The sequence below is a fragment of the Colwellia asteriadis genome (assembly GCF_039523295.1).
Lineage (GTDB): Bacteria > Pseudomonadota > Gammaproteobacteria > Enterobacterales > Alteromonadaceae > Colwellia > Colwellia asteriadis.
The window spans coordinates 263,278-277,858 of the sequence record NZ_BAAAFA010000004.1 but is presented as its reverse complement, the minus strand read 5'-3'; the positions used below and the strand labels follow the sequence as shown (position 1 = coordinate 277,858).

The following is a 14,581-nucleotide window of genomic DNA, read 5'->3' as shown; positions in this document are numbered from 1 at the left end:
CTAGTTAATTCACTCACCAGTTTCAACGATAAACGCTTATATTAATAACGATGGTGCGCATAACCACCTTGCATATTACCAACATTATTAAAACCTAAACGTACTAACGCCTGAGCAGCTAGTAAAGAGCGACTACCGCTACGACAAATGAGTACTAATGGTCTTGATTTATCGTAGCTATGCTCTTTTATAAACTGTACTAAACGCGTTAACGGCACATTATAAGTAAACTGTGCGTCGTGCTGTAAGGCGTATTCATGTGATTCACGAATATCAATAAGTAATAGCTCTTTTTGCTTGATAGCCTTTGCGAGAGAGTCACTATTATATTGCTCTATAACAGTCTTTTGCTTAGTCGCAGCAACGCTATGTTCATTATTAATACTTGTATTAGTACATGGCTTAATACTGAGTGCGCCACACATAATTTCATGACCAGTTTCATCTATAATGGTTTTATCTAAATTCGCCTTTATACGCGAAAACTCGTCTTTACTTATTTCATTGTTCATCACTTGTGCAAGTAGAGTATTACGAGAAACTTCACCAGCGATACTGGTAGTAAACTCATGATGATAATCGTGACTAGGACAAATAAGGCTATTAACACCAATAAGTGATTGTATGTGCTGTAAACTTTCATACATTGCGAGCGCACTACTATTATCAAAATTAGTACGACCTAAGCTGCCCATTAAAATCAAATCACCACAAAAGGCATAATACACCGTTAAATGCGTTGATGATTTAGTCACTGGATCACACAACAGCAAACTAATACTGTCATTGGTATGTCCTGGCGTGACAACTCTTAATAACCATTTATCACCAATCGTTATATATTGGTATTCTTGCTCGCCAAAAATCACACTATGCGCGTTAAGCGGCCAACCTAACTCATCACTCTGCTGTGTACTTAAGCAAGCTTTAGCAATGTCAGTACGACAAGATTGATGATCTGCATGACCATGAGTATCAATAACGGCAGCTAAGTGCAGCCCTTGACAGCTAAGCATAGTGCTAAGCCTATTAGTTACTTGCGCTAGTGGATCAATAATAAAGGCTAACTTTGCTTTATTATCAATATATAGCCAAGTACAACTGCCACCCACTTTATATTGTACTAAGCCATTTATTTTGGCTTTATCTCTGTTGCCATCATGACTATTGACGGCAGTACTGATAGCCACTTTACTATCAGGCGTTAAGCAGCTATTGGCTAGCGTTTGAGCGATTAGCAAGATGCGTTCACAAGCAATATCAATGTCAGCAGGTGTCATTGCTGGGCCAAAAGACATTCTAATTGCAGACTCACTTTGCCACGCTGGTAGCCCCATAGCATCTAGCACAAAACTACGCGTCACCTTAGAGCTACACGCAGATCCTGAGCTAACCCGTACATTAGCAGCATCAAATAAGTCCATTATTTCTTTTGAGCTAAAACCTGGAATGGCAAAATTCAGCGTGGTCGCCACCGAGTTGTCAAAACGATGATTAAAAACAATTGTCGGAAAAGCTTTTTGCAAAGCAGAAGCTAACTGCTGACGATATAAGTGTAAGGTTTCAATGGGAGCAAAAGGTGTTTTACTTCGCTCTTGTTCTTCTACTAACGCACTTTTCTGCGCATTTGTTTGATGGTCCACAGCTAAAAGCATATCAAAAATTACACTTAATGCCGCTAACCCTGGAAGGTTTTCAGTGCCAGATCGTAAGCCACTTTCTTGACCACCACCAGCAATGACTGGTGTAAATGGTGCATGCTCTTTAACATATAAAAACCCTATGCCTTTAGGGGCATAGAGTTTATGGCCACTAAAAGGAGCATAATCAATACTGGTGCTAGCTAGGTTTAAAGGTGTTTTTCCTAATGCTTGTACGCAATCTACCATCCATGCAACTTGAGGATTATGTTCACGTATCGTTTTATCTAATAAAGCAATATCTTGGTAAACCCCTGTTTCATTATTAACAGCCATAGTGCAAACCATTAACGCATTCGGAACTTCTTTCGCAATAAAGCTTAAATCAAGCTGGCCGCTGCTATTGACCGGTATCGCTTTTACGGTCGCACCAATATCTAGAATATCGTTCCAATGTTTGAGGGATTCAGCTACCGCTTTATGCTCTGTTGCACCATATAATAAACTGTAACTCTTAGCGTCATTTATACGCGTAGCACGACTTTTTTTCACAGCAAGCAATGCTGATAAAATAGCAGTTTGAATACCTTCGGTAGCTCCGCTGGTAAATATAACGCTCCCTTCATCAGCGCCGATAACTGCCTTTGCTTGCTGGCGAGTTTTATCCATCATTTTTTTTGCTTGTAGCCCGCTAATATGGCTACTACTTGGGTTGCCAAACTGTGTTTCCATCGCTGTTAGCGCAGCTGCTGCTGCTTGCGGTAACACTTGAGTCGTCGCATTAGCATCAAGGTAAACTAAACTAAAAGGTTGCGTATTGTTAGGCATTATCATCAGGGTAAAATCTCTTATGTGACTTTATAATACGGGTAGCGACTTTTAAGCGTTACTCGCGTTAATATTCATAAGATAATTGTGTCATGTCATAGGCAGTTTTATTTTGCGTATTAACGTACAAATCAGCGCAAAAAGGTAATTAATTTCAAAAAATAGCAAAATATAAAAAATAGAACCTAACAGCTACATTAAATAATATAAATACAACTAAGTTTTACTTAGTTGATAGAATAAAAAAACAACCCAACACTTTAATAAGTGATAGGCTATAACTGATACACTATAATTACCCATTAATCTTCAGTCGAGTTAGCATTATCAACCCCAAAAAAACTGCAGATGAAAAGCTTATTAATTATGCTTCATCATTGAAAAACATTGAAAATTCTCAACTTAAAATAGCCACGTTCAATTTATTTAATTATCTTGAGCCTCCTAATGCCTATTATGAATTTGAACGTATTTATAGTGTCGATCAGTGGCAGAAAAAGCAGCAATGGATCATCAACTATTTACAAGAATACCAACCTGACATTATTGGTTTTCAAGAGGTTTTTAGTGTTGAGTCGTTAAGAGTATTAGTTGCTGCACAGGGCTATAAATATTTTGCAGTGGTTGATGAGCCTCAAGTCATTGATGACTTTATTTATAAACACCCTGTGGTTGCCCTCGCCTCACGCTACCCTATTGTTGAAATCAACGCGGTAAAGCCCGACATTGAGCTTGGGAAAGTGCTTGGGTTAAGTGAAGGTTTTGCTTTTAGTCGACAAGTATTAAGAGCAACTGTTGATGCTCCTCATATTGGGCATTGTGATTGCTATGTTGTGCACTTTAAATCAAAGCGTTCAATGCTAGATTTTGATGACAGTAATAACAGTTATTCTGGTGAGCAAAGTATTATTGAGCAACTTAAAGCGCAAGTTGCTGGAAGTTGGGGTTCAACGGTACAGCGCGGCAGCGAAGCGGCATTACTAATGGTCGATATAATAAAACGACGTGAAACTACCAATCATCCTATGGTACTCATGGGCGATTTTAACAACACCTTAGCAGATGGAGTATTAAGCCACCTACTCACCCACAGCTTACGCTTTGCTTCTGCAATTGATAGTGAGGCTTATCTTGCTAAATATTGCTTATATGACGCATGGCACTTATTTCAAACACTACTCAGTAATGAAAACGATGAGCTAGGTGAAACTGATAAAATTAAGCACAAAGCGTTAACTCAAGATGAAAACCAAAGTAAAACACTAACCCGTAATGCCACTCACTATTTTGGCGCCAGCAGCTCAGTGCTCGACTATATTTTACTTTCGTGTGAATTTGATGCTAGTTATCATGACAGCTTGTATGAGGTGAGTCATTATCACACCTATGATAGACATTTAATTAACCCAATATTCGATCGTGACGGTGAAAGTACTGATCATGGTATTGTGCTAGTAACTTTAACGTTAAGGTATTAATACTTGAGCTTTTTATCTGATAAAAAGCTCAAGTATTACTCAACATTGCCGATACGTTTTATTGTAAAGAAGCTATTCTCAATACAAGGAATGTAACGTGAACTTTTCAGTTAACCCATATGTTAGTAATACCGTGACTCTCAGCCATGCTAGCGACAAGTTAACGGTCCCCCAAAAAACGCTCACCGACAATGAAAGTACTACGCCTACCACGTCACAAACATTATTTATCAGTGAAGTCGCTAAAGTTAATTTCAACTTTGCTAATTGGTTAAAAGAGCCTATTCAAGCCGAATTTTCAGATGAAAAAAAAGAAAAGCTGGCGCTACTTTACGAAAAGCTTCCTGAAGATAAGTTCATTCATTTAGCTAGAATGGGGGTAACCAGCAATGATGACCTTTTAGCTATGGTACCTTCTTTAGATGAAAAACAACTTACCCAGTTAAGTGATGTTATTGCTGGTGTTGGTGTGTCAGCCAACATGCTGTACACCCATTTAAATGAATATGCTAAACATGGCAAGCGCTCTGGTGCTGAAAAAGTAGCACAATTTCTTGAAGTACTCGCCAACAGTAAACGCCCAGTACGAGAGCAGTTAATTGAAAACGCAAGCCAATACACGGAACAAGTTAACATTTACCGTGAACAAAAGAAAAACCAAGTCACTTATTCTCCGTTAGGCGAATATAACAATCCCAGATCAAGCGCTAATGATTTACAAAATTTTATCTCCACGGTTATTGACGCTGAGTCGCCGGCTACTTTAGTTAATAAACTTAACCAGTACACTTCAACTCAACAAAGCCAATTACTTAATGTTCTAGGCTTTGACCGAGAACAAGGAGAAGCATTGCTCAACGCGCTAATGAATAAAAGCGAGAACACCAAAGACAGTATTTTATCTTTCATTGGTAACTTAGCCTTAAAAGCCAACCCTTTTTTAGAAATGAAAGTATTCAATTCATCTGATGTTGGCTACCGAAAAGGTTATGGCGATAATCTTCATGAAACAGTTGCTGTCATGGTAGAGCAGACCGTGTCGTTACTTTCAGAATATAGCTTTGGTGATACTCAGCTTGAAAATATCGGTGTTCAACTAAATAAACTACATAGAAAAGAGCAAATAGCCTATCTAGAAGTAGCCACAATCGGGCTTGAAAATTTATTAAGTGACAAAACACAAGGCTCGGTCACCTCACTGACGAATGATGATCAACAACAAGCACTAAGGCGTTTGAGTCCTTTGTTATCAAATAAGTCTTTGTTAAATATCGTTTACCAAACTCGCGAAGGTGAAGAGCGTGAACATGGGCAATTTTTCACCCCTAAATCACAACAGCAATATCAACAAGACTTAACTACCACCATAAAACACTTTTTACCAAGCAGCGTTTAAACTAGGCAATTGCACTCCCCGCAGTAGTGTATTAAGCTTTTTTTACATACTTAGCGGTGACCATCATTTCACCAATACCATCGACTTTGCAATCAAGCTCATGATCTTTACTGTCTTTTATGCGTCTGATCAACGCTTTAGTACCAATTTTGATTACTTGTGAACTTGCCTTGATTTTTAAATCTTTAATCACTGTAACCTTGTCTCCTTCTGCCAATAAAGCGCCGTTTGCATCTTTAACATTAATATTCTCTTCAGCGCTCGCTTCAACAGGATCCCACTCCAACCCACATTCAGGGCAAACGAGTAATGATTGATCTTGATAAACATATTCAGACTGGCATTTAGGACAAGGGGGCATTATTTCACTCATTGTTAACTTATTTAATTAGTCTATTTCACCGTTATTTTATCAGTGAAAAGTTACGATTAAAACCTACACACTAAGCAATATTAAGCTCTTGAGCGACTAGTTTTAGTCAATTAGTTTATTCGTAAGGAATTGCTGATTAGTTAGTGCTAACAGCGCATGAGTAGGGTGAGAGGTTTCACGTAAGTACTGTGATATTTCTTTATGAGCACGGCGAAACGGCTTATAAAGATGTGCTTTTAATGCTTTTTTAACCGGCTTAATATCACTACCTTTAAGCACACAAAATAAAGCTAACGCATAAACGGTTTCTAGTTCAGGTAATGCCGCTTGTCGGTTAAGGTTACGATTATTACACGAACCACAACCGCCTTTAAATTGATAGGCGGTATTGGCAAAAATAACACCAAAGCCCATAAAACAAGAAACTAGATCAACAGTTTGCGCAAACGCATCTTTACCACCAGGCGCTATAACTCCACGCTGATTGACTAAAATCCCTGCTTTTCGCTGGACTAAGTAGGCTATTAAATCTTGAGGTTGATTAAGCTGACTAACATGAAAAGGAATGTCTATGGTGTCAATTTCAGCCTGATTTGCTATCTGACAAGTATCCCCGCGTAATGCTGTTTTAAAAAGCAACTGCGGCATAGCTTTTGGATAAAAATTTTCATTTGATACTAACTTAATTGGCCATGAACTCATGCCGCTATATTTAAGAGTATTAGCAAAAATAATATCGGCTAAGGCAACCGCACTGCTAGCGCTGCCTGGGTAAAAACTATTATTGGGCAACACTAATTCACTGTGCTGGTAAAAAAAATCGCCGTCAAGTTGTTCAATGCACCAAACAAAGCTATCAAAAATCCACGCCCTACTTGCTTCATCAACAACTGGCTGGTTTTGAAAAGGGCTTACTTTAAACAGCGAAGATAACATTAACGGCTAACCTTTATTAAAAAATAATAGTTGAATATAACTAATTGAAAATAGATAACTAAAAAACGTAATTAACCTGAACTCGGTTTAAGAGATATTTAACAAATTGAAATATAATAAAAAATTACTTTTATGAACCTCTAGCTTGATAGTTTTTCTTCTTTTCATATGATAAGCAAGGCAAATTTCGCGTCAATAGCTGGCCTATTGCAAGTAAATTTAACGAAGAAGTTAGGAAAAGTAGCTGCTAGAGAAACATTTGTTAAGCCGAGCTCAGGTTAATTAACTTTATCACCGCATTATAGCCTTATTACTATTTAAAAATCAGCAAAAGCTTAGGGGCTGTTGCTCTTTCGCGGTTAAATGTTGTTCGAGATAAAAGCGTTTTAACCGCAGCGGACAGCGTTTGTTGGTCATTTTTACGGTGTTATCACCTTTTTATGTGACGATGGATGTAGCTTATTAGACAATGCAGGAGCTTATTGTCCTGAATAACCACACGACAAAGGCTCTGCCTGGTATAAATACCCAACACAAAAAGCTGTAAAAAACTGCAAAAACAATCACGAAAGATCAACAGCCCTAATGTTATAAACATATTTTTAACCCATTTTCTTTTTATACGCCGTTGGCGTTAACCCTGTTTTTTGTTTAAAGACCCGATAAAAGCTCGTTCTGTTATTAAAGCCTGCTTGATAAGCTAAATCAGCCATCGTTAACTTAAATTTATCATTGTTTAATAATTCCAACGCATAATTTAAACGCCACTCATTTAAGTACTCATAAAAACTTTGATTAATGACGTTGTTTAACAACTCGGATAGCTGATGACTACTTATATTAAGCCTTCCTGCAAGTTGGGCTAAGCTAATATCGCCATCTAAGTATAACTGCTCAGCACTCATTAAAGACGCTAACTGTTGCACTAATTGTGTTGATACTTCAGCACTAAATCCATCATAAGATGATTGACTATCATTAGCCGAAGCTTGCTCAATGTTAATATTAATGAGGTGATTAAAAAATAAATTAGGCTGATATAGCGAAAATAACGCGATAATATTAGTCAATGCGATAATTAGTGAAGCTATTACATTAACAAGCGAAATATTTGGCGAGCCACTGGTTAGCGTATATATCCATATCGCCACATCAAAAATGACTAACCCGAGTAGCGTCATCGCGAGAAATAATAACCAATAAAAGCTGGTAAACTTATGCGCGCCAAGAAGCCTTTTCAGTTTATGCTTATGTTCAAATAATACTCGTATAGATAATACTGCATAACTCAGTAGCTGTAGTGCTAATAGCGGTAAATAGACATTAAAAGGAAACTGAGTGTTGATAATAAGCAAGCTATTAAAAAACACAAAAGGTAATGTATGGCTTAACTGCCAATACCACGGTTGTTTATTTAACACGATACGATTAATAATTATCCATAACAGCGGGCCATAAAGTAATGTTAACGTAACCCGTGCATGATATAACCATAATGGCGTTTCATAGCCTGCCTGAAAAAGATAAGCGTCAATACTTGGTATACTTAAACAAAGTACAAACAGCGACATTAATCGATTAGCAATAATGTCGCCTTGGGGGCTGCGCAATAAACTTAGAAAAGTCCACAAGCCTAGCGTAGCACTCATAATATACCAAACTTGACTAAGTTCATTGACTAACATTTACAGTGTCCTTAAATGAGCTTGCTGTGATAAAGCGCTTTATTACTCACTCGCAAAAAGATCAAACGAGCCTGAAAAAATAATTAAACCATCGGCAAAATTTTGCGACCAAGTGCCTGAGTTTTTCGTTTCAAATTGATAAGTCATAATGTACGGTAATGAAAAGTTCTCCGTAATTTGCAAATTTTGCTCTACTGCCGTGGTTTTGGAGGTACGATTAAACTGATAATTGCCCGTAAAATTTACCGTATCTTTACCAAAGCCACGTCCGGTCATAGTATCAACGTCATAGCGCTGAATAACAACCGCATCTTTAGGGTACCCGCCAGGTAATACTGACTCAGTATGCTTAATGCGTAAGGCAACGGTGTAACCGGCTAAACTCTCGGGTGCTAATAATTCAGTTTGCTTATTTTCAACAGAAAAGTCGCCCTGTATTACCGTTTGACCACCCGAATAAACTTGTTTGAATACACCAGAGTCTTCATCGTCAAAATAGTAATCTACTGTATATGCCCCTTTTTCAAATGACACACTTTGTTCAATAGCGTGGGTATTACTTAAGCGATGATATGAATACAAGCCGTCACTATTTACATGGTCATTACCACCTGAACCACTAATATTAAGTTTACCTTGCTCTGCAAAAGCATGAATCTTCAAACCTTTACTCGCAAACCCTGGAGCAAATGTTGATTGGCTCGCGTCAATATGTAAATTAAACTGGCTATGAGCAACCTGCGCAGGTGCCATAACCGTATTACATGACGTTGTTTTCGCAAAAGCACTACTAGCCATTACGGTTGTTGAAAGTGTTAGCGCGAGTACTATTGTTTTTTTCATTATTATTCCCTCAAATCAATGTCGTTATTGACGAGTAAACTATGCATGAAAATTTTTTTTCGTTGTCACTCTCGATAAAAATTAACAACCTAAACGTCAAAAAAACAAAAAGAAAAATAAAAACAATAACTTAAAAATCACATATTTAACTAGCTTCAAAGAAAATTTACGCGCCAATAGGGAACTATTACAAGTAAATCTAACGAATAAGTTAGTTAAATAAGTTAGTAAATAAGTCACTAAAAAAGGTTTATTAAGCCAAGTTGAGGTTAACTACCCTATTTAAAAACGCTGCTACGGTGAACATAATAAAGCAATTACTGTTAACTGTTTTTAGCCAACAATGCATCTATTTTCGCTTCTAATTTTAGAATATCTTCTTTAGTCGCTTGCACTTTTTCAGGCTTACTTTCTTCTTCATGCATCACTTGCATCGCATCAACAATAATACCAATGAATAAATTCAGTACGGCAAAACTGGTGATGATAATAAAGGGCACAAAGAAAATCCAAGACTGAGGATAAAGCTCCATAGTTGGGCGCACTATTCCCATCGACCAACTTTCTAATGTCATTACTTGAAAAAGTGTATACGCCGAGGCACCAATACTTCCAAACCACTCTTGCATATTCGCATCAGGATTAGTGCCAAATAACTTAGTAGCCAATACGGCCGAAACGTAAAAAATAACACTGAGTACACCAACCACCGACGCCATGCCTGGTAATGAATGTCCTAAAGCTCCAATAACTCGGCGCATTTGTGGTACCACTGAAAACAACCTTAAGACTCTGAGTATTCTAAAGGCTCTCAGTACGGATAGTGGCCCACTCGTTGGTGCCCAAGAAATAGCGACGATAAGAAAATCAAACCAATTCCAACCCGAACGAAAAAAAGAAACTCGATAAACAATAAGCTTTAACAATAACTCGATGGTAAAAATATAGAGGATAACGGTATCAATAATATTGAGCGTTTGTGAGTGTGCTTTACCAAAGTCACTGGTTTCTATACCTAGGGTTATCGCATTAAATAAAATAACCGCAATTAAAAAATTTTGAAAAGGCTTACTTTCTACAAAACGATGTAGTCGGCTGTTTGGCTTAACTGTTAATAACATTTGATTTACCAAGAAAAATTCAACTATGGCATAAGTTGGGGTAATAAATGTAAGTTCAAGTTATTGAAAAGCAAATATTGTTAATGAAATTTTGAAGATACTATCGTTAAAACTACCTCAATTGCATCATAGCACTAAAAGTCAAACAGTTTGTCTCGTTAAATAGTGTATAAGGTTCAGTTATCACTGACATCATTTTTCAAAATCGCTCATTTGACAGCGTTGTCAGTCACATGATAATTTGACATCGATGTATAAAAAACATACACAACTAGGTGTTTACTTATGATGTTTACTTATGCGCATTCGGCTAAGGTTACCTTGTATGGTCTTGAGTGTCTTACCTTAAAGTTATGATCTTAAAGTTATGACCTAGTGAGCTTTAAAGCTATTTTATCTTCAAGCAAAGTGTCTATTGAACAATTTATAATAGAGTAATTAAGCATAAAACCACCTTAAACTGTCGCCATTTAGCGACAAAATAAGGGTTAACAAAAAATATATAAATCAATGATTTAAAATATATTAAATAAGTAATAAGATAAAGCGAGTGTTTATATGGTGTTTTTTTATACTTACTGTTGCTATATAACAACAGCTTTACCACCTTCTTTTTAATAAACACTTTAAAAACAAACAATTAATAAACTGGCGTATTTTATGCACTTTATAAGTTCTCTTCTTGTGGTATTTAACTTATCAAGCCCTAGGTATATATCACTATGGTAATACCTTAATAATATTAATAATTTAAAGGTAACGAACATGTCTAAAACTATTTCTGATGCTGATTTAAATGCAGTATCACGTTGCATTAAAATAGATAACTGGATCTTTGAGGTAAAAACAGTACGGGCTATACGCGCTGACGAGTATGGTAAGCCTTACTCTGCTATAGCAACCATTAATGTTAACGGTGATAGAGCTTATGTAGATGGCTTAATGACTAATACAACCATAGATCTTGAGCGAGATGATTTTGCCGCATTTACCGCGTTCTTACAGCAGATTGATGTTAAAAAGGTTGAGTTTGATCGTTATAAAAACCAAGAAAGAGTCTCAAAATCAGTTACTGTGCCAGAGCCCAAAAAATCTCCATTACATTTAGTTAGCGTGGGTTAGTGGTATAAATGATGTTTAGCTATTGGCTTTACCGTAATAACAAGGAAGTTATCACCACGCCAGTAATCCTTAATTTTAAGCTGAAGGCAGTTTAACTAACTTAAATTACAGCTTAAGTAAAAAACTTGCTTAACTCCGCTATCACTTCATTTGCTTTGATAGGCTTGGTTAAATGCTTATTCATACCTACCGCTAAACTTCGCTCTTTATCATCAGTCATAGCATTTGCAGTCATTGCTATAATAGGTGTTTTTTCATGATGTGCTAACAGTCTAATTTTTTGTGTTGCTTCATAACCATCCATCACAGGCATTTGTATATCCATCACAATAACATCATAAGCGTGCTCTTCTGCCATTTGCACTGCTTGCAAACCATTTTCTGCACTGAACACTTTCATTCCCGCTTGCTTTAATATTTGCTCCGCAATCAACCGATTAATTCGGTTATCTTCCACTAGTAATACTCTTTTCCCTATTAAAGCACTCACTATATAACTTTTATTTTTAGTCGTATTGTTATGTTGGCTCGACTCTGACATAACGTCTGTGCTCGGTTTACTTTTATCAATAGGGAGTTTTACCTTAAATTCAAAACAACTGCCTTCACCTAATTTGCTTTGTAAGGTTATTGCTCCTCCCATTAAACAGGCAAGCTGTTGAGAGATTGCAAGCCCTAGCCCAGTCCCCCCAAACTTTCTCGAAGTGGAGTCATCAGCCTGCATAAATGATGTAAATAAACGTTGTTGTTGCTGCTCACTAATACCAATACCGGTATCGCTAACTTTTATAGAAACTAACTCACTGTTTTCAATGTTATTAACAATAATACGAATACCACCGACCTCGGTAAACTTGATAGCATTATTAACTAAATTAGTTAGTACTTGCGAGCACCTCACTGAATCACCAATCACATTTGTTTCTATATCATCAGCAATACTCACGGTTAACGATAGTTTTTTCTTTTGAATTTGAGGTTCAAATACCTTAACGACATTAGTTAACATTTCTTTAAAATCAAAAGGCTGCTGCTCTATAGAAAGCTTGCCCGCTTCTATTTTAGAAATATCCAAAATATCATTGAGTATATGCATCAAATTATTTGAAGAGAGTTGTAGCTGAGTTAAATACTCTTGCTGCTGGGCATTTAAAGGGGTTCGTGTAATGAGCTCGATTAAACCAATAACTCCATTCATTGGCGTTCTGATTTCATGACTCATATTAGCTAGAAATAAACTTTTACTTTGGTTGGCGTGCTCGGCGACTTGTGTCGCTTTTACTAATTGACTATTCAAGTTAGCCAGCTCACTCGTACGTGCTTCGACTCGCTCTTCAAGTAAACTATTCATAGCGTGAAGTTGATATTCTTGTTTTTTTCTATCCGTAATATCTACATGCGTACCTACAAGCCGAATAGGTTTCTGCGTTTTTACATCGTAAATAATACTCGCTCGTGATAACACATTCACTAATGTGCCATTTTTATGCTTCATTCTAAATTCAATACGGTAATAATGACCTTGCCCATTTAATTGTTTATTCGAGCTATCTAATGTTTCCTCAAGATCTTCCTCAAAAATAAGATCCTGCCAAGTTGAAACATTATTCGCTAACTCGCTTTCTTGATAGCCAAGCATGTCTTTCCAGCGCGGTGAAAAATAGACCTCATCGGTGAGTAAATTCCAGTCCCATAAACCATCATTCGCCCCTTTCATCGCAACAGAAAAGCGCTCTTCACTAATGCGTAGTGCTTTTTCATTATCACAAATGGTGACTATCATCCTGTTTAGCTCTTGAAATAAATCATTAAACTCCTTGGTATGTGTTGTATAAGCAATTGGGGCTAGTTGTTTATTTTTAGCAAGGCTAATTTTGCTAGCAAAATCATATAGTGGTTGAGTGAGCTTTTTAGATAAAAAGTATACTGCAAGCAAAGCAACAGCAATTGAGATCATTAATATCAATAGCAGTACATTAATTAGGTTACTTGTAGGGGCACTTAAGACCTTATCATCCACGGTAAGCTGCAAGGTATAGCCTGAATTATCAATAGGTTGAAATAGGTGGTGATATGTTGATGAAGTTAATTCATTAACAATATAAGCTTTCTTGCCAGTTAAAATAGTATTTAATAAATTAGTTGGGCTTTGTGGAAACTCATCTTTTATATTACTTGATACGGTTTGTTTTTCTCCTGACGCATTCAAAATAAAATCATTATTACCACCCCGTTTGAAATGAATAACTTTATCTGGCTGCCAGTGATACCAATAGGTACCATCACTACTGATCAACGCAACTTTAGCTAAACCACCAAATTCATTACTAAATTCATCTTGTATTTTATTAATACGCTGTTGAATATTTTCCCATGGCAAAGAGCCACCAATTAATCCAACTACCTGCTTATTATTAATAATAGATGCGGCGATAACAATCTGCTTAACCTCGGTAGTATAAGAAATCATCGGGTTTGAAATATAAACTTTTTGCTCTGCAGTGACATTATTAGCAATAGTTTCTAACCAATAATCTCGTTGAGCAATACTCCTAGGGGTTCCGTCTTTTTGACTATCGTCATCTGTACGTAACATATCAACAAAGCGGTTCCCTCCGGAAGTGTTATGAAAGCTGCCATCAGTGCGACCAACAATAAACTTTTCATAATAAGCACTTTTTTTATCGAGTGTATTCATTAAAAAAGGACGTACTTTTTGAAAGTCCATTGACTGAATAAGCGGTAAACTTGCTAATAAATCAATTTCAGTTTCGCGAGCAGAAAAATAACTTGCCAGCTCAGCTGATGATTGCGCTAAGCGATGGCTTACTGATTTGATAACCAAATCATTAGTCGTTATAGAGCTATGCCAAATAGCATATAAAAAGGCAATAGCAAGTGGTAATAATCCACTAAAAATAAGAGCGCTTAAAACTTGATTACGTAACTTCATAGAAAAAGAGCACAGGACAAGGTATTTTTAGTGTAGCTTATCTATAGCTTTTTGGGAGGGAACTTTAAATAAAAATGATATTTCTCAGAGAGTAAGGAGTAATTTAAACCCTTTATAGTCAATATGCTTACTCAACAAAATAATCAGCAACTTAACCGTACTAAAGTACGCTAGGTACAATTAAGTTGCTGAGAAATGTAATAGCT

At 36.7% G+C, this 14,581-nt stretch carries 10 protein-coding genes; 3 read left to right on the top strand and 7 right to left on the bottom strand.

The genetic code is table 11. The annotated features are described in order from the left end of the window. Positions 1–41: 41 nt before the first annotated feature. Positions 42–2,474, bottom strand: coding sequence for an aminotransferase class V-fold PLP-dependent enzyme (locus ABD005_RS07715; protein WP_343816767.1), 2,433 nt, complete (start codon positions 2,472–2,474; stop codon positions 42–44). 371 nt (positions 2,475–2,845) lie between these two features. Between ABD005_RS07715 and ABD005_RS07710 the strand changes: the two genes are divergently transcribed. Next, entirely contained in the window at positions 2,846–3,946 is a 1,101-nt protein-coding gene (locus ABD005_RS07710; RefSeq protein WP_343816766.1) for an endonuclease/exonuclease/phosphatase family protein, read from the top strand. 97 nt (positions 3,947–4,043) lie between these two features. Then, complete coding sequence (locus ABD005_RS07705; RefSeq protein ID WP_343816765.1) at positions 4,044–5,342, top strand: hypothetical protein; 1,299 nt, start codon at positions 4,044–4,046, stop codon at positions 5,340–5,342. Between the two features lie 31 nt (positions 5,343–5,373). On the opposite strand, the gene ABD005_RS07700 is transcribed toward ABD005_RS07705, so the two are convergent. From ABD005_RS07700 to ABD005_RS07680, 5 genes are all read right to left on the bottom strand, one after another. Continuing rightward, complete coding sequence (locus tag ABD005_RS07700) at positions 5,374–5,715, bottom strand: zinc ribbon domain-containing protein YjdM (RefSeq protein WP_343816764.1); 342 nt, start codon at positions 5,713–5,715, stop codon at positions 5,374–5,376. 102 nt (positions 5,716–5,817) lie between these two features. Continuing rightward, complete coding sequence (locus ABD005_RS07695) at positions 5,818–6,651, bottom strand: hypothetical protein (protein WP_343816763.1); 834 nt, start codon at positions 6,649–6,651, stop codon at positions 5,818–5,820. A gap of 602 nt (positions 6,652–7,253) precedes the next feature. Next, entirely contained in the window at positions 7,254–8,336 is a 1,083-nt protein-coding gene (locus ABD005_RS07690; protein WP_343816762.1) for a helix-turn-helix domain-containing protein, read from the bottom strand. A gap of 42 nt (positions 8,337–8,378) precedes the next feature. Further along, on the bottom strand, positions 8,379–9,179 hold the full coding sequence (locus tag ABD005_RS07685; protein WP_343816761.1) for a hypothetical protein: 801 nt from the start codon (positions 9,177–9,179) through the stop codon (positions 8,379–8,381). A 323-nt stretch (positions 9,180–9,502) separates the two neighbouring features. Next, complete coding sequence (locus ABD005_RS07680; RefSeq protein ID WP_215980456.1) at positions 9,503–10,300, bottom strand: ion transporter; 798 nt, start codon at positions 10,298–10,300, stop codon at positions 9,503–9,505. A 765-nt stretch (positions 10,301–11,065) separates the two neighbouring features. Between ABD005_RS07680 and ABD005_RS07675 the strand changes: the two genes are divergently transcribed. Continuing rightward, complete coding sequence (locus tag ABD005_RS07675; RefSeq protein ID WP_215980458.1) at positions 11,066–11,422, top strand: hypothetical protein; 357 nt, start codon at positions 11,066–11,068, stop codon at positions 11,420–11,422. Between the two features lie 112 nt (positions 11,423–11,534). On the opposite strand, the gene ABD005_RS07670 is transcribed toward ABD005_RS07675, so the two are convergent. Next, entirely contained in the window at positions 11,535–14,375 is a 2,841-nt protein-coding gene (locus tag ABD005_RS07670) for a response regulator (RefSeq protein WP_343816759.1), read from the bottom strand. Between the last annotated feature and the right edge of the window lie 206 nt (positions 14,376–14,581).

Bases quoted from the DNA above. Each gene is read 5' to 3' on its own strand.
- ABD005_RS07675 (WP_215980458.1), top strand. From the start codon at position 11,066: ATGTCTAAAACTATTTCTGATGCTGATTTAAATGCAGTATCACGTTGC.
- ABD005_RS07700 (WP_343816764.1), bottom strand. From the start codon at position 5,715: ATGAGTGAAATAATGCCCCCTTGTCCTAAATGCCAGTCTGAATATGTT.
- ABD005_RS07680 (WP_215980456.1), bottom strand. From the start codon at position 10,300: ATGTTATTAACAGTTAAGCCAAACAGCCGACTACATCGTTTTGTAGAA.
- ABD005_RS07695 (WP_343816763.1), bottom strand. From the start codon at position 6,651: ATGTTATCTTCGCTGTTTAAAGTAAGCCCTTTTCAAAACCAGCCAGTT.
- ABD005_RS07685 (WP_343816761.1), bottom strand. From the start codon at position 9,179: ATGAAAAAAACAATAGTACTCGCGCTAACACTTTCAACAACCGTAATG.
- ABD005_RS07670 (WP_343816759.1), bottom strand. From the start codon at position 14,375: ATGAAGTTACGTAATCAAGTTTTAAGCGCTCTTATTTTTAGTGGATTA.
- ABD005_RS07715 (WP_343816767.1), bottom strand. From the start codon at position 2,474: ATGATAATGCCTAACAATACGCAACCTTTTAGTTTAGTTTACCTTGAT.
- ABD005_RS07690 (WP_343816762.1), bottom strand. From the start codon at position 8,336: ATGTTAGTCAATGAACTTAGTCAAGTTTGGTATATTATGAGTGCTACG.